This window comes from Desulfotignum balticum DSM 7044, assembly GCF_000421285.1.
Lineage (GTDB): Bacteria > Desulfobacterota > Desulfobacteria > Desulfobacterales > Desulfobacteraceae > Desulfotignum > Desulfotignum balticum.
In genome coordinates this window covers 3631268-3650615 of sequence record NZ_ATWO01000001.1, presented here as the reverse complement: position 1 = coordinate 3650615, position 19348 = coordinate 3631268, and the positions used below count along the sequence as shown (strand labels likewise).

Here is a 19348-nt window from a genome sequence, read left to right as displayed (position 1 = left end):
CCGTATCCGCACCGGTTTCAATACAGCAGGTTGGGCAGAAACAAAATGATCTGTGGAAACAGGATCAGAATGATGACGCCCACAATCAACGCGGCCAGAAAAGGAATCACGCCCTTGAAGATGGTCTGCAACGGGATGGTCTGCCTGAACACGGTCTGGGCCACGCCATAAACCACGTACACATTGATGCCGATGGGCGGGGTGATCACCCCCATCTGGGTGATCATGACAATCATGACCCCGAACCAGACGGGATCATACCCCAACTGCTGGACCACGGGATAAAAAATGGGTACGGTCAGGGTGACAAAGGCCAGGGCATCGATAAAACAGCCGCCGATGAGATAGATGATCAGAATCACGCTCATGACCAGCACGGCGGGAATGTCCAGACCGGCCACCCATCCGGCGATTTCAAAGGGAATTCTTGTCACGGCCAGAAATTTGCTCAGGATCACGGCGCCTACGATCAGCATCATGACCATGCAGGAGGTGCGAAGGGTCTCCAGAACGGAGTTCACAAATCCCTGCCAGGTGATCTGACGTCTGACCAAAGCGATGAGCAAAACACCAAAAGCCCCGATGGCGGCTGCTTCCGTCGGAGTGAACAAGCCTACGAAAATTCCGATGATGACCAGGGCAAACACCGCCAGGGTTTCGCCCAGACCCAGCAGGGATTTCAGCTTTTCCGTCCATGAAAAAGATTCACCGGGCGGACCCTGTTTCGGCGAAATGGTGCAGCGGATATAAATGCACAAAATGAACAACAGCGTGATCAGCAGGGCCGGAAAAATGCCGGCCACAAACAACGCCCCGATGGACTGCTGGGTTAAAATGCCGTAAATGATGAGTACCACGGACGGGGGCATGATCATGCCGATGCTGCCGCCGGATGCCACGGAACCGGTGGCCAGTTCATCGTCATAGTTGTACCGCTTCATTTCCGGCAGCCCGATGGTGGCCATGGTGGCGGCAGTGGCCGGGCTGGATCCGCACACGGCTCCGAACGCCGTGCACGCGGACACCGTGGCCATGGCCAGCCCGCCTCTGATATTGCCTAGGAATTTATACCCGGCGTCATACAGCCGTTTGCTGATACCCGAATGAAACCCCAGCTGGCCCATGAGAATGAACAATGGAATGGTGGACAGGTCATAGGAAGCCAGGGTTTCATATACTTCCAGAGACAGCAGGGCCAGGCCGGCCTCGATATTGATGACATAGGAGAATCCCACATATCCCACCAGGGCCATGACAAATGCCACGGGCATCTGTGTCAGAAACAGTGCCAGCATGAAAACAATGCCGATAATACCGATGAGTGTCGGGCTCATTTCGAATCTCCTTTCCGCAGTTCCACAATATCAAGACAAATGGTTTCCAGAATGGTGATGGAAAAAAGCAGTAACCCGAAACCCAGGATATAAGCGATATAATAAGTGGGGAATTTCAGGCTCATGGATATTTCCCCCATCTGTCTGAGTTCTGTCGCATGCAGAAACATCTGCCATGTGATCAGTCCGAACAGAAACAGAGTCAAAGTCCGTGTGATCAGCCGGACCCAGATTTGGGTTTTTCGGGAAAAGGTCTGCATCAGAATTTCAACGCCCACATGGCCGCCTATTTTATAGGTATAGGGCAGGGCTCCGGCCACAATGATGGTTGCCAGAAACCCGACGATTTCAACTGATCCGAATATCGGGTGTTTGAAGAACCGCCCGATGACATCCACCACGGTCAACAGCATCATGCCGACCAGGGCGATACCGCCGACAAGTTTCATGGCATTGGATAGTTTGTTCAGTGCCAGAGCAATCTGTCTCATTAAAACTCCTGTGTATTGAGAAATAGGGGTTATGGCTGCTGCAGACGGGTTTGGATGAAATCCACAATCGTTTTGCCGTCGATGCCTCTTTTTGCCACGGATTGAACATAGTCTTCTAAAAGAACCGATGATTTTTCAGCCCAGCGTTTTGATTCCTCGTCGGTCTGGGAAATCACGGTGCCGCCTTTGGACAGAAAAAACGCCATGCCTTTCTCGTCCGCCTCATCCCAGGCCTGTCCATGTTTCAGTGCGTATTTTTTGTTGATGCGGGTGAAGATTTCCTGCTGTTTCGGGGTCAATTGATGCCATCTTTTCTGGTTCATGAACACGGCAAAGGTGGTGGTGTATCCGCTGGAAAAGTTCTGGATCATATATTTGGCCACTTCTCCCAGTTTCCAGCCGTTGTTGGCCTCGATGGGATGGGCTGAGCCGTCCACCACGCCCCGCTGGAGCATCTGATAGGTTTCCGCCATGGACTGGCCCACAGGGGTCCCGCCCAGGGCGGCGATGACTTCCCCGCTGGTGCCGGTTCCCCGGATTTTCAGGCCTTTGAGATCCGCGAGGCCATGGATGGGTTTGTTCCGGGTGTGGATGATGCCGGGGCCGTGGGCATGCAGATACATCACTTCAGTGTTGTGCAGCTCTTCCGGATCGAACCGTTCCAGCACCTGGTTGGCCACGGCCGTGGCCTGGACCCCGGAGGTGTATCCCATGGGCAGGTCAATGGCTTCCAGCACCGGAAACCGGCCCCGGGAATAGGCAATGGCCGTCATGCCGATGTCCGCCACCCCTTTTGCCACGGCAATATAAGTCTGCTGGGGCCGGGTCAGGGTGGAGGCCGGAAAATAGTTGAACACAATCTCGCCGTGGGTCTGTTTTTCTATCTCTTTGCACCAGCTTTCCGCCAGTTGACTGTGAACATGGGTGGGCGGAAAGAAGTTGGAATAGGTCAGCCGCATCTGAGCCCCGGCCGGTTGGATCAGAAAAAAAAAGGGACAGAAAACCAGAAACAATGGAACCGATCGTAAGCGCATTCAAAAACCTCCTCAAGTCAGGTAGCCGTCTGAACCAGAATCATTTTCAGATGGCCGCCTTCTGTTGTTTACATGCCGCTATTTTAGTGTCACAATGTAACTATATTGTAGCATTGATTAAGGGCTATACCGAATGATCCCGCCGGTTGTCAATAAAAATCCGGATTTTTTCGAGAAAATTTCTGACAGTTTCGTTGATAGATCAACATTTATTTGATTGGCAAATGAACCGAAAAGTTCAGGTTTTGATCCTGATGATCTCCCGGTCCGGCTGGTGGGGAAATTCTTTGAGGGAGGCCCAGCGTTTCGGGTCCTGCTTAAAGGTGGGGTCGCTCCAGATATATTCGACCATCAGACGGGCCGTGGCCGTGAGAGAGGACAGATGGGTCCGTTCATACCCGTGGGACGCGTCCACGCCGAATCCCACCAGGGCGGTTCGCACATCATGGCCGGCCTCGATGGCGGAAGCCGCGTCACTGCGGTAATACCGGAACACGTCTTTTTGGAAATCAATATCACAGTCTCGGCACAGGGTCACCAGTTTTTGGGACAGATGATAATCAAACGGGCCGGTCTGGTCTTTCATGGCAATGGTGACTGCGTATTCCGACGCGTTCTGGTCCGGTGCCACCGGCGCCAGGTCCACCACCACCATTTCGGAGACATCCGCATACACATCCGCAGATGCCCCGAATCCGATCTCTTCGAAAATCGTGAAAATCAGGTGACAGTCCACGGGCAGGGCCATATCGGATTCAACCAGGACTTTGGCCGCACTGAGCACGATGGCGGCCCCGGCCTTGTCATCCAGGTGGCGGGCATTGATGAATCCGTTTTCCGTGATTTCCGGCAGCGCGTCAAAGGCGATGGTATCGCCCACGTCAAATCCGTTTGCCGTCAGGTCCTCCCGGTTGCGGCAGATCTCATCCACCCTCAGCTCCACATGGTCCCAGGTCACGGGCAGCTCATCCACGGCATCGCCCCAGGCATGGCCGGACGCTTTCAACGGCAGGACCGTGCCCCGTCTGGGGCCGGACTGGGTGAAAATAGTGACTCGCCCGCCTTCGGCAAACCGGCTGGACCAGCTGCCGATGGGGGTGACGGCCAGTTTGCCGTTGTCCTTTAACCGGCGGACCATGGCCCCTAAGGTGTCCAGGTGAACGGTGACGGCCCGGTCCAGGGTGTTCTGTTTTCCGGGCAGAGTGGCCCGGATGGAGCCGCGTCGCGTGACTTCGAATTCAATGCCCAGGGCTTCCAGCTGGCTGCCCACATAATGGACCACCTGGTCGGAATATCCGGAAGGGGAGGGGATGCTCAGCAGCTCTTTGAGTTGATGGATCAGATAGGATTCGTCAATGCGCACGCAGGACATGAAGGTTATTCCTTGTGTTTGACAGCGGTTTCCGGAAACAGAAGGTCGATGAACCGCTGGGCTGTGGGTTGGGGTTCATGGTTGGCCAGACCGGGACGTTCATTGGCCTCGATGATCACATAGTCCGGGCCCTGGACATCCGGGACGATGAAATCCAGACCCGTGACCGGGATTTCCAGGCATCGGGCTGCAGCAACGGCAGCCGCAGACAGTTCAGGATGCAGCTCATCCGTGACATCGTGGATGGTGCCGCCGGTATGCAGATTGGCGGTTTTCCGCACGGTCACTTCTTTGTCTTTGTCCAGCACCGTGTCCGGGTCCAGGCCCTGTTCCGCCAGGCATCGGCGGGTTTCCCCGTCCATGGGGATCCGGCTTTCCCCGCCCGTGGCTGCCATGCGCCGGCGGTTGTAGGTTTCTATCAAATCTTTCATGGTATGGGTGCCGGTGCCCCGGATCACAGGCGGCCTGCGCACCGCGGCGGCCACGACTTCATAATTGATGACAATGACGCGCAGGTCCTGTCCCGGAGCCAGTTCTTCCAGAATGACGTCCGGGCAGGCGTTTTGTGCTTTTTCAATGGCGGTTTTCAGATCTTTTGTGTCGGAGATTCCCACACTGATCCCTTCTCCCTGTTCCCCCCGGGCCGGCTTGACCACCACTGCCTGATATTTTTCCATGAACGAAACCGCCGTTTCCAGATCCGTATACATGATCTGTGCCGGGACCCGGATGTCATTTTTTGCCAGAATTTTGCGGGTCAGGCGCTTGTCATCACATTTGGTCATGGCCACGGCCGTGGTGAGATCGGACAAAGATTCCCGGCACGAAATGGTCTTGCTGCCCAGAGTCAATGTGAACAGCCCGAAATCCTCGTCCACGATATCGATGCGGATCCCTCTTTTTCTGGCTTCATCCACGAGAAGCCGGGCATAGGGGTTGAGCCCGGGATATTTCTGGGACGCGGTGTAAAGATCCTGGTTGATGGGATTTTTCCGCTTGATGCAGAACACCGGAATCCGCTGGCACCCCAGTTTTTCATACAAGGCAATGGCCTTTTTGTTGTCGTGCATCACACTGATATCCACAAAGGCCCGGCCCCGGGTGAAATAGTGTTCGCACAAATGCCGCACCAGACTGCTGCCCACCCCGGGAAAATCGGTCTGGGGATCCACGGCCAGAGACCAGAGGCTGGCTCCTTTTTCAGGGTCGTTGAACGCGGCCACATGATCCACCCCTGTGACCGTGCCGATGACCCGGTCATGGGTCAGGTCCCTGGCGACCATATAGGTGCGCAGTTTGTTGGCCCGCTTGTCCAGGATAAAGTCCGGGTCCGCCCCTTTCATATGGCAGGCCCCATAGATCCGGTTGATCTCCCGGGCTTCTCTCCGGGTGGAGACCCGCTGGATGACAAACGGGTTGCGGGTGCGGGAGTCCATGGTGTAATCATAAGACCACAGCCGGAAGGTGTGGGACGGATCCAGAAACAGCTTGTCCGGCGCCAAAGACACCACCACATGGGGATCGATGATGTACATGGCAATGTCCCGGCGGTCATATCCGTACTGGGTCATGGTTTCCACGATGCGCTCGTTGTCATCAAAGGTGTGGCCGAACACCAGCCGTCCCCATCCCATTTCCACAAATGCATCGGAAATCATGCCTTTTGTGGCCGGTCCCCTGAGTTTTTCCCAGTTTCTCAAAGACTGGCCAAATCCCCGTTCCAGGCGGTGGTTGGATTTTCCCATGCCCTGTCGCTCCTTAGATGTTTAAATGTCGTGCTGCTGACACCAGTATTCCAGCAGGGCCGCCTGCCAGAGCTTGGAGCCCTTGAGCGGCGTGATATGGGATTCAGGATCCGCCAGCAGCCGGTCAATATAGTCCCGGTTGAACAGGTTCCGGTCCCGGGCTGTATCGGTGTTCAGAATGCCTTTGACAAAATCCAGGTATTCCCCTTGCAGGTATTTGAGGGCCGGTACGGGGAAATACCCTTTGGGCCGGTCGATCACCTCGTTGGGAATGACCGCTCTGGCCGCTTCCTTGAGAATGTGTTTGCCGCCGTGCCCCACTTTGTGTTCCGCGGGAATTTTTGCCACCAGCTCCACCAGCTCATGGTCCAGAAACGGGACCCGGGCTTCCAGGCCGGCGGCCATGGTCATGTTGTCCACCCGTTTCACCGGGTCTTCGGTGAGCATCACCAGGGTGTCCAGGCGCAGGGTTTTGTCAATGGGGGTGTCTGCGCCGGGCATGTCAAAATGGTCCCGGATGAACCGGGTACTGACATCGTCTCCGTGATAGGCCTGGGTCACCATTTCCAGAAATTCGTCATGGGACCGGTCCCCGAAAACAGACCGGTAGTCGGTCACGGGATCCGTGCTTTCCATCATGGGCGGATACCAGTGATATCCGCCGAAGATTTCATCCGCGCCCTGGCCGCTCTGGACCACCCTGACATGTTCGGCCACTTTCTGGCTCAGCAGATAGAATCCGATGCAGTCATGGGAGACCATGGGTTCGCTCATGGCCTTGACACAGGCAGGCATGGACGGCAGCACCTCGCTGCCGCTCACCTGAATCTTGTGGTGGTCCGTGGCAAAATGCCGGGCAATGATATCGGAATACAGAAACTCGTCTCCTTTTTCATCGCCCACACTGTCAAACCCGATGGAAAAGGTCTTCAGATCCTTTTGTCCGGCCTCGGCCAGCAGGCCCACCACCAGGCTGGAATCCAGGCCTCCGGACAGCAGCACGCCCACGGGCACATCCGCCACCAGCCGGCGTTTCACCGATGCCATCAGGGTCTGGCTCACCCGCTCTTTCCAGTCGTCAAACGTGTAGTTTTCTTCTTCCTGGTCCCGCTGATACACGGGATGCCAGTAGGTGTTCCGGGTCATGGTGCCGTCCTGGGAGATCACAGCCCAGGTGGCAGGCGGCAGTTTTTCAATGCCGGACACCATGGTGTGGGGCGCGGGCACCACGGAATGAAACGTCAGATAATAATGCAGGGCCTGGGCAGAGATCTGTGGTTTGATTTTTCCGGTGGCCAGCAGGGCCGGCAGAGAAGAGGCAAACAACAGGCTGTTGCCGGTTTTGTGAAAATATAAGGGTTTGATGCCTAAGCGGTCTCTGGCCATGAACACCTTGTCTTTGGCCTGGTTGTAGATGGCAAAGGCGAACATCCCGTTAAAACGCGTCACACAGTCTTCCCCCCAGGCATGATACGCCTTGAGGATCACTTCCGTGTCCCCGCTGGTATGAAAGGTGTAGCCTTTTTCGATGAGTTCATCTTTCAGAATTTTGTAGTTGTAGATCGCTCCGTTGTACACAATGATCAGCCCGAGTTTGGGATCGATCATGGGCTGGTTGGAGTCGTCACTTAAATCGATGATCTTGAGGCGGCGATGCCCCATCAGGGTCCAGATGCCGTGATAGATATCTTCATTGTCAGGACCTCGGGCCGCCATGGCTTGGTTCATCCGGATGACGGAATCTTCATAAATGGGTTGCCTGTTGAAAAATATTTCTCCGCATATGCCGCACATAAAATCTCCTGTTGAAAGGTAAAATTAGGTTAAAATACAAATAAGGTAACAAAGGCTTAGAATAGCCCCTGGACGTTCAGAATTGTGAACTGAACAAGATCAAAACGCATGTTATCTGTGAATTCATGTCAATAAATATATAGACTCCGGGTTGTTTTGTCAAATTGGCAGGTCAGGCAGAAAGGATCAGGGTTGTGTTAAAAGATAGTTTCATGTTAGGGGTAAGAGAATGATGGTGGGATCGGACCGGATCACGGATCAGGCAATGACAGCGGAGCGGGAAATGGAGAAAAAAATGAGTATTAAATACTGCAGTATCTGCGGTGCAAAAATGACAACCCGGATACCCGAGGATGATGATCATATCCGGCCGGTATGTAACCGATGCGGCCATGTTCATTATGACAATCCCAAACTGGTGGTGGGCTGCATTCCGATGCTGGAAGATCAGGTGCTGCTGTGCAAAAGAAATATCGAACCCAGAAAAGGAACATGGACCCTGCCGGCCGGGTATCTGGAAAACGGAGAAACCGTTGAGCAGGGGGCGGTGCGGGAAACCCTGGAGGAAACCCGGTCCCATGTCTCCATCATTGCCCCCTACCGCATGTTCAACCTGGTGTTTGTTCACCAGATCTATCTGATGTTCCGGGCAAGACTGCTGGACACCGATTTCGGCCCCACCAAGGAAAGCACAGACGTGCGGCTGTTTTCCGAATCAGAGATCCCCTGGGAAAATATCGCGTTTGAATCGATCCGCCAGACCCTGGCCGACTTTTTTTCAGACCGGCCCGGCCGGGCATATTCTTTTGAAATAAAGCAGATCATGCCCCCGGAAAAGCACGCCGGTCCGGCCTGACCGGAACCAATATCACAGAATGTCCTTCAGGATCTCGAACCGTTCGAAGGGCGGCATCACACAGGCCCCGGAAAAATAAAGTTTTGCGATTTCCAGCATCTGTTTTGCCTGGGCCGTGCCCGTGCCCACGGGATCCGCCGATGTTTCCATCTCCCGGCGCAACGCATCCGGAACGGCAATGCCATCCACCTTGTCGTGCAGAAATGTCGCATGCCTGAAGGACAGCAGCGGAAGTATTCCCATGAGTTTGGGCACGGGCAGATGTGTGCAGGCATCGGCCAGGGTTTTTGCCGTGGGTTCATCATAGACCGGCTGGGTGACGATGAACCGGGATCCGGCCGCCACTTTTTTTTCCAGGCGTTTGACTTCATTTTTCAATCCGTTGCGCTCCGGCCGGAAATCCAGGACAGCCCCGGCAGTCAGGCCGGATTCGTTGGCCAGGGTGATCAGCTCGTAGACATTCACATCATTCACCGCCGTGGCACCGTCCTTTTGCCGGCCGGCGGACGGGTCCCCGGTAACGGCGATCAAGGTGTCGATCCCCAAGGCTTTCGCCCCCCACAGTTCCGCCTGAAGTCCCAGAAGATTGTGGTCCCGGACAGTCAGGTGCAAAATGGCGGGCTTGCCGGTTTTCTGATGCAGCAGGTGGCAGAACACCATGGCGGACATCCGGGGTTTGGCCACAGGATTGGTGGCCACGCTGAATCCGCTGAAATCCAGATCTGAAATCGCAGCCAGCTTGTCCAGAAGGGATGCGGGATCATTACCGGCCGGCGGCACCACTTCAATGGTGGTGACAAATTTTTGGGTGTCAGAGATCACAAAGGACATGGGGTCTCCTTTTGTCAAGGGGTTAACAAGCCTTGACAGTATGCCCTGAAACCGGTGTCAGGTCAAATTAAAGCTTGAAATCCAACTCAGCCGGCAGCCGTGTTTGATACCCTGGTGCCGGGCAGGTTCTATCCCCAGGGCTTGATTACAGGCCTGCCCGGTGTTTTCAAAGGTAACACCACCCCGTTCCGGTGCCTTGAAAAAAATCCCCGGACGGTTGTGGCGGATCTGAACCATCCTTTGGCCCGTTTTCCTCTCACCATTACCCTGAAAGATATCACCTGGGAAGTCCAGACAAAGGCGGAGCGGGGCGGATCCTGCATGGAGTTCCCATCTGCCGGATGATCCGGTTTTTTCAGAAGTGCACGGCCTGGGAATGAACGCAAAAGAACTGGCAGCCACCCACTCCTTCCGGGGATATCCCCGGCCCGTGGACGACCGGTATTTCCCGCAGCTCCGGCTGGCTGATCCCGTGTTCGGGGTGACCGGCGTTATCGCTTGACAGAAGCGTCATAAGACATTCTGGTTTTGATATGTGAGGACCGGTTCAACATAATTGATATTTAATGGCTGAAGCCGGGGACGGGATTTTTCAAATTAGTGTTGACATACCATTTATGGTATGTTTTAACATTGTTAATGTGGTCAGTTTATGAACATAGACGTGTTTCAAAACAACTCGATAGCATTCCAACAGAGGTGTTGAAACGGTACGAAAAATGGAAGGATATCGTCACTGTTTCCGGTCCCCAGGGGCTTCGTAAAATGAAAGGGTTGCGGGATGAGGCATTGAGTGGACCATGGAAAGGCCATAGATCATCCCGATTGAACAAACAATACAGGGTGATCTATAAAATAATTAAGGATCGGGTTTTCATCAAAATGGTGAGTGTGACTCCCCATGATTATCGGAGATCGTAATATGAAAGAATATTCAAAGGCCACTAAACGTATTGATGTGTCTGTGGGAGAATCTGTTAAAATCATACGACAGATGCAGGAACTCAGTCAAAATGAACTTTCCAGAATGACCGGAATTCCTCAGTCAACCATCTCGGCCATTGAAAACGACAGGGTTCAACTGGGTGTGGAAAGAGCAAAGGTTCTGGCACGGGCACTCAGTTGTCACCCAGCGGTGTTGGTATTTCCCGGATGGGACATCGAACAGGAATCTGCCGCCTGAGAGACTGTCCGGTCCAGTGTCATCATTTCTCCGGATGAAATGTCTTCGCTGAGAACCGCTATCATTGCCTTCAGGAATTGTTTGCACAATAATAAATCTCATTTATTCCTTCACCAGCTTGTGTGTCTGCACGTAATGTTGAGTGAACGGGGATTGGTTGCGGCTAATGAAATCTATCGAAATAACGAAATCAGAAAATTTGACTTAATGGTTTCATCTCAGTATATTTGCACGGTGACTTATGGTTAGGATTGTTTTATCCGCTGCATCAAAAAGGATTTTTTCAAGCGATGTCTTCTGTTCTTGCATGGATTGATCATGATTCGAAAGCGAGGGAACGCACTCTTCGAATTCTTTCTCTTTTTCAGGAAAAGGAAAGCCGTGACGAACTTGGGCTTGGTTCCGTTCGTGACAGCTTTGCAGATCAATTGTTCCCCGGCACAAGTACGATCCAAACACGCCTTCGGTACATGCTTTTCGTTCCATGGATTTATGATTCATTAGAAAAGAAACAACTGTCTGTGGGGAGTTTTGCCGTTCAGGCTGACAAACTCGAAAGAGACCTTGTTCAGCCCCTGATAGATTCGGACGATCAGGCTGGTGTCTTTGGAAAAACAGCGGGAAATAAACTCAAGCGGTTGCCTAGTTCTGTATACTGGGCAGGTCTCGGGGTTTGGGAGATACGCCTCACACCATTTTCACAGGATGAATACCACCGGCGTATCAATGAAACTTACCGCCGCAGAAATGACCTTAAGGCCCTTGAGAAAGATGCCAAATCGAGAGGCGATGACATAGACATTGAGCAGCGCATGGCCACTTTTAATTGGCATCCGGGATTGCCCGAGCCACCACAAGACTTTCCTGATACGGTTGACTTTGCCTTGTCCAGGGAGGAAGCCGATTTCATCCGTGATCGTATCCAGATTGCTTGCCCCAACAGTCTGCTCTCTTTTTTGGCTCTGCATTGTGAGCCCGCAGAAACCAATGCCCCGTGGGAACATCCGGATTATGGCAGCTTTTACGATCGCCATAAAGAACTTCTGACGCATGCGAGGCTGTTCTCCGAAGTGATGCATGGGGCGGCGCTTTCGTATAACATCCAGCTCGCCAAACTCCGAAACCATGAGGAACTTGTTGAAAAGCATCAAACAAGTTTCAACGACTGGGTGGCAACACTTCCTTTGGATGAGGTTTGCAATTGGTCGGTTAACCGACTCTGGGAATTGACTGTCGATCACGGCCATACCATTTCTTCACAAACGCGTTTTTTTGTTCAGCGCTGGATCGAATATACCAGTAAATCTCCAAATAGCATTCTCACTAATAATGAGGCGCTGAACCTGGTAAAAAGACGAGAAATGAAACTCAAAGGCACACGCTCACGGTTTAGAAATCACAGAGCATTGGAACAATGGGGTGGGTATTCCGGTGTTGGGAAACTCGTCTACCGGTGGCAGAATGTAAAAGTGCTTTTGAACGACCTTCATCAAGGTATAAATCGGGAAGGAACATGCTGAACCCAAACTCCCGAAGCTTATATACTTCTGCATTGACTCCTCCCCCGGGAATGATCTTTGACGAGGCTATAGCTACAACCTTTTCGATGGACCCTGCTTTACTGCTTGAGGCTCCGGTTTACCTGGCGCTAATGGCAGCGGATGGGCAGTCAGACCCTGATCCTTTGTCCGTACTTGAAGCAATCCGAAGGTACTCGAATAAAATGACCGTCTATGTTCAAAAAGGACGGATTCAAGTCCCTCAGATTGCAAAACCGAACCCCTTGTTTGGATTTCTGGAACAAATGGTTGTCGAGGTAACGGCCTCGGGTGGAGGTGTTTTTCATCCAAAGATTTGGGCGATCCGTTTTATCAGTCCTGATCAAAGTAGCTCGATGTACCGTCTGGTGGTACTGACAAGGAATATGACCACCGATCAGTCATGGGACCTGTCGCTTCAGCTTGAGGGCACGATTGCAGGCCGGAAGTCCAAATTAAATAAGCCGCTGGCGTATTTTTTTAAGGCGCTTCCAGATCTGAGTTCTGGAATGATAGCATCGGAAAGACTTGAGCAGTCTTTTAGATTTGCAAAAGAGCTGCACCGAGTTCAGTGGGAACTCCCCGATGGTTTTGATGAGCTGACCTTCTACCTTCCGGGAACGAAGGGTTTTGACTGGGAGCCTCCCATAGCTAATAGGATGGCGGTCATTTCGCCGTTTTGTTCTGACGAAGCCCTGCAAGCATTGGCAAAAAAATCCAAGGCAGCCGATGCGCTTATCTCACGTCCAGAGACGTTGTCGGCCCTTAAGAAGGACACTCTCGATCTCTTCACACAGTGCCTTCACTTAGACGATGCAGCGGAGATCGAAGATGGCGAGGAAGATGATGTCACCGAGCAGCCACTTGCGACCGGCCTCCATGCGAAGGCCTATCTGTTTGAGACCCGATACTATTCAGATTACACCCATGTGGTTATGGGGTCTGCGAATGTGACGAACGCGGCGCTGAGTGCTTCGAAGAATGTTGAAATTCTGGTCGGGCTGGTAGGCAGGAAAAGTAAGGTCGGAGGTATCGACGAGCTTCTTGGCGCTGACGGCTTGGGAGAATATCTTATCGATTTCGATACGACTAAGGAAATCGAGACTGATTCTGTCAGGCAAGAGTCAGAGGAATTTATTGAGAAGGCTCGTGTACTGATATCTGAAGCAGCCCTGTCCATTGAGTGTAATTCCGGATCGAAGGATGGCTTGTGGGATTTAGTTCTCGCAGGAAAAATTCCATCCCTTAAAGGTATTGTCAGTGCTTCTTCATGGCCGATAACTGTCATACGCGATTTTGCTGTCGATATTTTGGCTAATGATGATCGTGACATGATCAGTCTTGGAGAGTTTTCCGCCTCATCCGTGACAGGCCTTATCGCCTTTGAGCTTAAATCAAACCATCCTGATGTTATGGCAAGATTTGTACTTAATCTTCCCGTAACAGGTATTCCTGATGAACGCAACTCTGCCATTTTGCAAACAGTGATCAGCAATCAAGATGGATTCATTCGCTACCTTATGCTCTTGCTGGGGGATGATTCGTCGTCTGGTCTTGACCCCGGTAATGGGTCAGGAGTTGCTAAATGGTTAGTTCAGCTGGCCGCTGGTGAGGATATTCCATTGCTGGAAGAACTTACCCTCACATACAGCCGACATCCTGAACGGCTGAAGGAAATTTCTAAGCTGGTTCAAGAACTATCTCAAGGAGGCCCGAATACTATAATCCCCGACGACTTTCTTAACCTGTGGAATATTTTTGAAACAGCTATCGCGGGGCGTGATGCATAAAAGCCGTTTTTTGTCAGCGTCCGCTCTTGCCGGACTTAAAGATTTCCAGAAAAGGACGGTGGAATACGTCTTCAAAAGATTATACGGAGATGACTCGACTTCCCGATTTTTAATTGCCGATGAAGTAGGTCTTGGAAAGACACTTGTTGCCCGGGGAATCATTGCCAAGACTCTGGAACATTTGCAAGACCAAGTGGATCGGGTTGATGTGATCTACATCTGCTCCAATGCCGCCATCGCAACCCAAAATGTAAACCGGCTTAACGTCAGCGAAACAGCCGGTTTTTCAATCGCCACACGTCTGACCTATCTTCCCAGACAAGTACTGTCTTTGCGAAAGAACAAAGTGAATTTCATCAGCCTGACTCCTGGTACCGCTTTCGATCATGCCCGAAGTCGAGGGGGGCATGCAGACGAGCGAGCCATTCTCTACCAAATTCTATGGCACCTCCCCTGGGCGCAAAGTGTCAATCAGAAGCGATACAGGAATGGTTTGCGGAACATGCTTCAGGCGACTGCTGGTCGTGCAGGTTGGAAACAAAAAGTGGCGGAGTCAGAGGAATGGGATCTTGACCGTGATTTGTCTGTTGGTTTCCGGAAAAAAGTGTTGGCCGAACGTGAACTTTACAATCAATTAAAAGACTGTTGTTGGTGTTTTAGAAGGTATAAAAAAAACATTCTTCCAGAGGATTCAGAGCTTCGCTACGACCTTATCGGAAAGCTCAGAAGCAAGTTAGCTTCTGTGTGCCTTTCTGCACTTGAACCCGATTTGGTCATCCTTGATGAGTTCCAACGATTCAAACACCTATTGGAGGGAGATGACGAAGCCTCCATGCTGGCGACTGCGCTTTTTGAACATCCAGCCGTTCGGGTTCTTTTGCTCTCCGCAACACCTTACAAAATGTTCACACTTGATCAGGAAAATGACGAGGACGACCATTATCCAGATTTTATAAGAACATTGAATTTCCTGTTAAATGACTCCGGCAAAGTAGATGAAGTAAAAAGTCTCTTATCTGAACACCGAAAGTCGCTTCATGCCTGCGCAAAGGGCTCTGAATACCATCCAGAGAAGAAGATCCAACTTGAACAGTCTCTTCTCAAGGTAATGTGTCGAACGGAACGAGTTGCCACAACACGTGATCATAATTCGATGCTGACTGAAATAGAACGGATTGCCCCTTTAATGCCAGCAGACTTGCAACATGCTGCGACGGTTGACGCTGTATCAATCTGCGTCAAGGAAAGAGAGCCAATAGAATACTGGAAGTCAGCTCCTTACCTGATTAATTTCCTGAAACATTATGATTTGAGACATAAGCTGGATGCCCAGTTGAATAAACCTTCTGATACTCTCCGCCGGACTCTTTCCTCAGCAAACGGGCAATTACTTAAGAAAGAAATGTTTGAAGATTATCAGTCTCTCGATCCTGCGAATCCGAGGATGCGTGTGCTTTTCGAGGATACGATTGATAAGGGCATGTGGCAACTATTGTGGATGCCGCCCTCCATGCCTTATGTCGAACCGGGAGGAGTATTCCGTGACAAGGATGGCTTAACCAAGGCCCTTGTCTTTTCCTCTTGGAGTGTGGTCCCAGATGCGGTGGCATCAATCTGCTCCTATGAAGCTGAGCGCAAGATGACCTCCGGAACATCGATTCTCCATAGCGAGCTCTATGAGAAGATCAAGCCATTGCTGCGGTTTGCTGTAGCCACGAAAGATAATCGGTTGACTGGTATGCCCGTCATTGCTTGGCTTCTGCCATCTCCAATACTTGCCTTCAAGATAGATCCGCTCGAAATCGCATTGAGCCGAGGATGTGGACCGTTGAACATCCATGATCTGAAAAATGAGGTTAAGAGCATTTGTCGAAATCTGATCGAAACCCTACCTGATGGTGATGAAGGGACGCGGGCTGATAAACGGTGGTATTGGGCTGCTCCTATTCTTCTCGATTCCCACAACGGACTGTTGGATTGGTGTAAAAACAAATCAGGATGGAGATCTGCTACCCCTGATCATGAATCAGGCACTCGGTTCAAAGATCACATCGATATGTTGCTCAACATGGCAGAAGGTAATATACCCTTGGGTCCTCAGCCGGATGATTTGGTAGATGTGCTTTGTGACCTTGCTCTTGCAGGTCCAGGCATTTGTGCATTACGGGCGCTTCATCGTATCACAACCGACCTCGATGTGTCTGACCATAGCTTGCTGTCGGCTGCTGCCAGAATTGCATCTGGTTTTCGCTCCCTCTTTAATATGCCTGAAACCATTGCAATGTTGCGAGGCTCTGCAGAGGAAACCTATTGGCGATTGACACTTCAATACGGCATTGAGGGTAACCTCCAAGCCGTCCTCGACGAATATGTACATGTTTTACGAGAATCTTTGGGGCTCCAAGAGCATTCTCCAAGCGAACAGTTGGCTGGAATTGCCGAGTGCATCCAGTCTGTGTTGTCGCTGCGGACTGCCCAGATTCGCATTGATGAAATAGAGACGTCTGGGGATGGTTTTAAGGTTAATGATTTCAGCACTCGTTGTCGTTTTGCACTTCGATTTGGAGATATTCGAGACGACAATAACCAAGCACTTGTCCGTGCTGATTCGGTGCGTGATGCCTTTAACTCCCCGTTTCGCCCATTTGTTTTGGCTTCAACCTCAATAGGTCAAGAGGGATTGGATTTTCATACATGGTGTCATGCAGTGGTACATTGGAATCTGCCCTCTAATCCAGTTGACCTTGAACAACGTGAAGGACGAGTACATCGATACAAGGGCCATGCAGTCAGAAAAAACGTTGCTGAACGATATGGTTTAACAGCTCTGTCTGGATTTCACGAGGGAGGCGATCCATGGCAGACACTTTTTCAGATTGCGACTCGAGGTAAATCCAATGGACATTCCGATCTCATCCCGTACTGGATCTTTGAAGATGGTTCTGCCCGGGTGGAACGACGTATACCGTTACTTCCATACAGCAAGGAGATCGGGAAACTCAAACGGCTGAAGCAGGGCTTGGCTCTTTACCGAATGGTTTTCGGGCAACCCCGTCAGGAAGATCTCCTCTTCAGCCTTAGTCAGAATGGAAATATTGAATCGGTAGATTTGACTGATTGGCTGATCTCACTGCAACCACCAATAAATGAACCACAAGCTCAGGAGGAGGATAAAAGTGGTGAGTAGATGCTCTCAAAGAATTAAACGCACCCAAGGATGTCGATGCCTGCTCGGCCAGTTTGCCGGGGATGCGCTGGGGAGTCTGGTTCAGTTTCAGTCCCCGGATGAGATTCGGCGGAGCTATCCTGAAGGTGTCTGGGAGCTGGCAGATGGCGGGACATGGAACACCACCGCTGTTCAAGGGATAGATATCAGAATTGAAAAGAGACTGAATGAAAGAAAAAGATAAAAGCCCCAAAAAAACAGAAGTGCGGAAAAGAGATACTGCCATTGTCCGCTCCTCAGCAGCGGAATATCTGACCTTTGTCGCATCCACCGGCAAGGGCGGTGTCGAGGCGGTCTACTCGGATGAAGATATCTGGCTGACCCAGAAAATGATGGGTGTTCTTTATAATGTGGAGACGCATACGGTTAACTATCATCTGAAGAAGGTGTTTTCCGACAGTGAGCTGGACGAGGATTCAGTTATTCGAAATTTTCGAATAACTGCCGCAGACGGTAAAAATTACAATACCAAACACTATAATCTATCGGCAATCATCGCTGTCGGATACAAGGTTAACTCTGAGCGGGCGGTGCAGTTCCGCAAATGGGCAACCCGGATTATTCAGGAGTTCACGATCAAAGGATATTCCATGGATGATGAACGTCTGAAAAACGACGGCACCATCCTTGGGAAAAAATATTTTGAAGAGCAGCTGGCGCGTATCCGGGAAATACGTCTGAGCGAGCGCAAATTTTACCAAAAGATCACCGATATTTATGCCACAGCCATTGATTATGATGTGACCGCTCAAGCCACAAAACGGTTTTTTGCGACGGTTCAGAACAAGCTTCATTGGGCCATTCATGGTCAAACAGCGGCAGAAGTGATTGCCGATCGCGCAGATCACCGGAAACAGAACATGGGCCTGACTTCCTGGAAGGACGCGCCGAAAGGGAAAATACAAAAATTCGATGTCATTGTTGCCAAAAATTATCTGACGGAAAATGAGATGGCCCAGTTACAACGTCTGGTTGCGGCCTATCTGGATATAGCGGAAGACATGGCACTGCGAAAGATTCCGATGACCATGCAGGATTGGGAGACACGATTGAACCGGTTTATAGATGCCACGGACCGGGAAATCCTTCAGGATGCGGGAAAAGTCACGGCGGAAATAGCCAAAGCCCATGCGGAAAGTGAATTTGAGAAATACCGGATTATCCAGGATCGATTGTTTGAAAGTGATTTCGATCGGATGATAAATAAACAGCTGACACAGAACGGTTCCTCGGATGACTCTCAGGAATAAAAGATAAAATCAGCAGCCACGGGAAAATGATCCGAAGGATATTGGTCACCTTTATGGAAGGTCAGGACCCGGCGGGTGACCGGCCGGATTTCGCCCCTGTATAAAATCCAGTCGATGTGCCGGCCGTCGGTCCTGCCGGTGAAGCCGTGAAACGTGCCCGGGGGGTCTGCTTCAAACACTTCCCGGAATCCGTGGGTCTGAAAGGTTTTGAAAGCGGATGAGTCATGGCCGGTGTTGAAGTCACCGGTGATGACCACGGGCAGTCCCGGCGGGAACCGTTTCAGAAAACCGGCCACCATGCCGGCGCTTCTGGCCTGGACCTTTGGGTTGAAATCAAAATGGGTGTTGGCTGCCAGCAGATGCCGGCCCTGTTTTTCAAACCATCCGGCCACACACTGCCGGGGCCACCGGGAACCGGGCATTTTGGACGGAATGTCGGGAAACCGGGAGATGAAATGGTGGCGGTGGCCTAAGCAGGTCCAGTCTTTGTGAAAAAAGAACATGTTGGACTGCCACCAGGGATGGTTCCGGTTGTACCAGCCGATGTGGCCGTACTGGGTCAGGGTGTTTTTCAGAAATTCCGCCTGAAAATGGTTTACCTCCTGGAATCCGATGAAATCGGTTTTCATCTGCTCCAGAAAATCTTTGACCACATCCCTGCGTCGTTCCCAGCGGTTTTTGTCATCTTTTGCCAGGCCGAAGCGCAGGTTCATGGTCATCACGCTGAAAGATGCAGAATCTGTTTTCATTCTTTCAGGATGCGATATTCTTGGCTCTGTGTCAACTTCTACAGATGCACATCAGGGTTGAAAAATGAGAAAATCTTTCTTGCATTTTAACAGGTCATCCCTATACTTCTTAGTTTAGTTGAATCAGTTTGCTCCAGACTGGGCAGGCTTTTGAA

At 51.4% G+C, this 19348-nt stretch carries 18 protein-coding genes; 10 read left to right on the top strand and 8 right to left on the bottom strand.

Features of this window, described 5'->3' with window-relative positions:
• Window positions 1-17: 17 nt before the first annotated feature.
• The 6 genes from K365_RS0118435 to K365_RS0118410 form a co-directional block, all read right to left on the bottom strand.
• Window positions 18-1334, bottom strand: a complete 1317-nt coding sequence (locus K365_RS0118435) for a TRAP transporter large permease (RefSeq protein ID WP_006968693.1) — start codon at window positions 1332-1334, stop codon at window positions 18-20.
• Complete coding sequence (locus tag K365_RS0118430) at window positions 1331-1825, bottom strand: TRAP transporter small permease (protein WP_006968692.1); 495 nt, start codon at window positions 1823-1825, stop codon at window positions 1331-1333. The genes K365_RS0118435 and K365_RS0118430 overlap by 4 nt, the downstream gene beginning before the upstream one ends.
• A 29-nt stretch (window positions 1826-1854) precedes the next feature.
• Window positions 1855-2859 (bottom strand): TRAP transporter substrate-binding protein, encoded by a 1005-nt coding sequence (locus K365_RS0118425; protein WP_024335774.1) that lies wholly within the window; start codon window positions 2857-2859, stop codon window positions 1855-1857.
• Window positions 2860-3097: 238 nt separating this feature from the next.
• A complete protein-coding gene (locus K365_RS0118420) occupies window positions 3098-4231 on the bottom strand; it encodes an osmoprotectant NAGGN system M42 family peptidase (RefSeq protein WP_024335773.1) in 1134 nt (377 codons plus the stop codon).
• Between the two features lie 5 nt (window positions 4232-4236).
• Window positions 4237-5976 carry an N-acetylglutaminylglutamine synthetase gene (gene ngg / locus K365_RS0118415; RefSeq protein WP_024335772.1) on the bottom strand — a complete coding sequence of 580 codons (1740 nt, stop codon included), beginning with the start codon at window positions 5974-5976 and terminating at the stop codon, window positions 4237-4239.
• Between the two features lie 21 nt (window positions 5977-5997).
• A complete protein-coding gene (locus K365_RS0118410) occupies window positions 5998-7770 on the bottom strand; it encodes an N-acetylglutaminylglutamine amidotransferase (protein WP_024335771.1) in 1773 nt (590 codons plus the stop codon).
• Window positions 7771-7999: 229 nt separating this feature from the next.
• Here K365_RS0118410 and K365_RS25950 point away from each other — a divergent pair, with 229 nt between their 5' ends.
• Window positions 8000-8626, top strand: a complete 627-nt coding sequence (locus tag K365_RS25950; RefSeq protein ID WP_029725533.1) for an NUDIX hydrolase — start codon at window positions 8000-8002, stop codon at window positions 8624-8626.
• 12 nt (window positions 8627-8638) lie between these two features.
• Here K365_RS25950 and K365_RS0118400 read toward each other — a convergent pair whose 3' ends face one another.
• Window positions 8639-9457: a methylenetetrahydrofolate reductase gene (locus tag K365_RS0118400; protein ID WP_024335769.1), complete on the bottom strand. Its 819-nt coding sequence runs from the start codon at window positions 9455-9457 to the stop codon at window positions 8639-8641.
• Between the two features lie 99 nt (window positions 9458-9556).
• On the opposite strand from K365_RS0118400, the gene K365_RS0118395 reads away from it, so the two are divergent.
• The 9 genes from K365_RS0118395 to K365_RS0118360 all read left to right on the top strand — a co-directional run bounded on the left by K365_RS0118395 (window position 9557) and on the right by K365_RS0118360 (window position 18444).
• The gene (locus tag K365_RS0118395; RefSeq protein WP_024335768.1) at window positions 9557-9802 is read left to right on the top strand and encodes a peptidylprolyl isomerase; all 246 of its coding nucleotides are present in this window, start codon (window positions 9557-9559) and stop codon (window positions 9800-9802) included.
• Between the two features lie 31 nt (window positions 9803-9833).
• Complete coding sequence (locus K365_RS29150; protein ID WP_281167801.1) at window positions 9834-9959, top strand: hypothetical protein; 126 nt, start codon at window positions 9834-9836, stop codon at window positions 9957-9959.
• 137 nt (window positions 9960-10096) lie between these two features.
• A complete protein-coding gene (locus K365_RS27500; RefSeq protein ID WP_084489889.1) occupies window positions 10097-10378 on the top strand; it encodes a type II toxin-antitoxin system mRNA interferase toxin, RelE/StbE family in 282 nt (93 codons plus the stop codon).
• A gap of 1 nt (window position 10379) precedes the next feature.
• Entirely contained in the window at window positions 10380-10640 is a 261-nt protein-coding gene (locus K365_RS0118385; protein WP_006968683.1) for a helix-turn-helix domain-containing protein, read from the top strand.
• Window positions 10641-10891: 251 nt separating this feature from the next.
• Window positions 10892-12160, top strand: coding sequence for a DUF6361 family protein (locus K365_RS0118380; protein WP_211221134.1), 1269 nt, complete (start codon window positions 10892-10894; stop codon window positions 12158-12160).
• Window positions 12154-13968 (top strand): phospholipase D family protein, encoded by a 1815-nt coding sequence (locus tag K365_RS0118375; RefSeq protein WP_024335766.1) that lies wholly within the window; start codon window positions 12154-12156, stop codon window positions 13966-13968. Before K365_RS0118380 ends, K365_RS0118375 begins: the two co-directional genes overlap by 7 nt.
• Window positions 13937-17155: a helicase-related protein gene (locus K365_RS0118370; protein ID WP_211221133.1), complete on the top strand. Its 3219-nt coding sequence runs from the start codon at window positions 13937-13939 to the stop codon at window positions 17153-17155. The genes K365_RS0118375 and K365_RS0118370 overlap by 32 nt, the downstream gene beginning before the upstream one ends.
• Window positions 17115-17378, top strand: a complete 264-nt coding sequence (locus K365_RS29475; protein WP_353740166.1) for an ADP-ribosylglycohydrolase family protein — start codon at window positions 17115-17117, stop codon at window positions 17376-17378. Before K365_RS0118370 ends, K365_RS29475 begins: the two co-directional genes overlap by 41 nt.
• Window positions 17362-18444 (top strand): virulence RhuM family protein, encoded by a 1083-nt coding sequence (locus tag K365_RS0118360; protein ID WP_051147866.1) that lies wholly within the window; start codon window positions 17362-17364, stop codon window positions 18442-18444. The genes K365_RS29475 and K365_RS0118360 overlap by 17 nt, the downstream gene beginning before the upstream one ends.
• Here the strand turns inward: K365_RS0118360 and K365_RS0118355 are convergent.
• On the bottom strand, window positions 18435-19193 hold the full coding sequence (locus K365_RS0118355) for an endonuclease/exonuclease/phosphatase family protein (RefSeq protein WP_024335762.1): 759 nt from the start codon (window positions 19191-19193) through the stop codon (window positions 18435-18437). The genes K365_RS0118360 and K365_RS0118355 overlap by 10 nt on opposite strands.
• Window positions 19194-19348: the final 155 nt, after the last annotated feature.

Excerpts from the sequence above, each read along its gene's own strand:
- K365_RS0118435 (WP_006968693.1), bottom strand. The coding sequence starts at position 1,334 with ATGAGCCCGACACTCATCGGTATTATCGGCATTGTTTTCATGCTGGCA.
- K365_RS0118430 (WP_006968692.1), bottom strand. The coding sequence starts at position 1,825 with ATGAGACAGATTGCTCTGGCACTGAACAAACTATCCAATGCCATGAAA.
- K365_RS0118425 (WP_024335774.1), bottom strand. The coding sequence starts at position 2,859 with ATGCGCTTACGATCGGTTCCATTGTTTCTGGTTTTCTGTCCCTTTTTT.
- K365_RS0118420 (WP_024335773.1), bottom strand. The coding sequence starts at position 4,231 with ATGTCCTGCGTGCGCATTGACGAATCCTATCTGATCCATCAACTCAAA.
- ngg (WP_024335772.1), bottom strand. The coding sequence starts at position 5,976 with ATGGGAAAATCCAACCACCGCCTGGAACGGGGATTTGGCCAGTCTTTG.
- K365_RS0118410 (WP_024335771.1), bottom strand. The coding sequence starts at position 7,770 with ATGTGCGGCATATGCGGAGAAATATTTTTCAACAGGCAACCCATTTAT.
- K365_RS25950 (WP_029725533.1), top strand. The coding sequence starts at position 8,000 with ATGATGGTGGGATCGGACCGGATCACGGATCAGGCAATGACAGCGGAG.
- K365_RS0118400 (WP_024335769.1), bottom strand. The coding sequence starts at position 9,457 with ATGTCCTTTGTGATCTCTGACACCCAAAAATTTGTCACCACCATTGAA.
- K365_RS29150 (WP_281167801.1), top strand. The coding sequence starts at position 9,834 with ATGAACGCAAAAGAACTGGCAGCCACCCACTCCTTCCGGGGATATCCC.
- K365_RS27500 (WP_084489889.1), top strand. The coding sequence starts at position 10,097 with ATGTGGTCAGTTTATGAACATAGACGTGTTTCAAAACAACTCGATAGC.
- K365_RS0118385 (WP_006968683.1), top strand. The coding sequence starts at position 10,380 with ATGAAAGAATATTCAAAGGCCACTAAACGTATTGATGTGTCTGTGGGA.
- K365_RS0118375 (WP_024335766.1), top strand. The coding sequence starts at position 12,154 with ATGCTGAACCCAAACTCCCGAAGCTTATATACTTCTGCATTGACTCCT.
- K365_RS29475 (WP_353740166.1), top strand. The coding sequence starts at position 17,115 with ATGAACCACAAGCTCAGGAGGAGGATAAAAGTGGTGAGTAGATGCTCT.
- K365_RS0118360 (WP_051147866.1), top strand. The coding sequence starts at position 17,362 with ATGAAAGAAAAAGATAAAAGCCCCAAAAAAACAGAAGTGCGGAAAAGA.
- K365_RS0118355 (WP_024335762.1), bottom strand. The coding sequence starts at position 19,193 with ATGAAAACAGATTCTGCATCTTTCAGCGTGATGACCATGAACCTGCGC.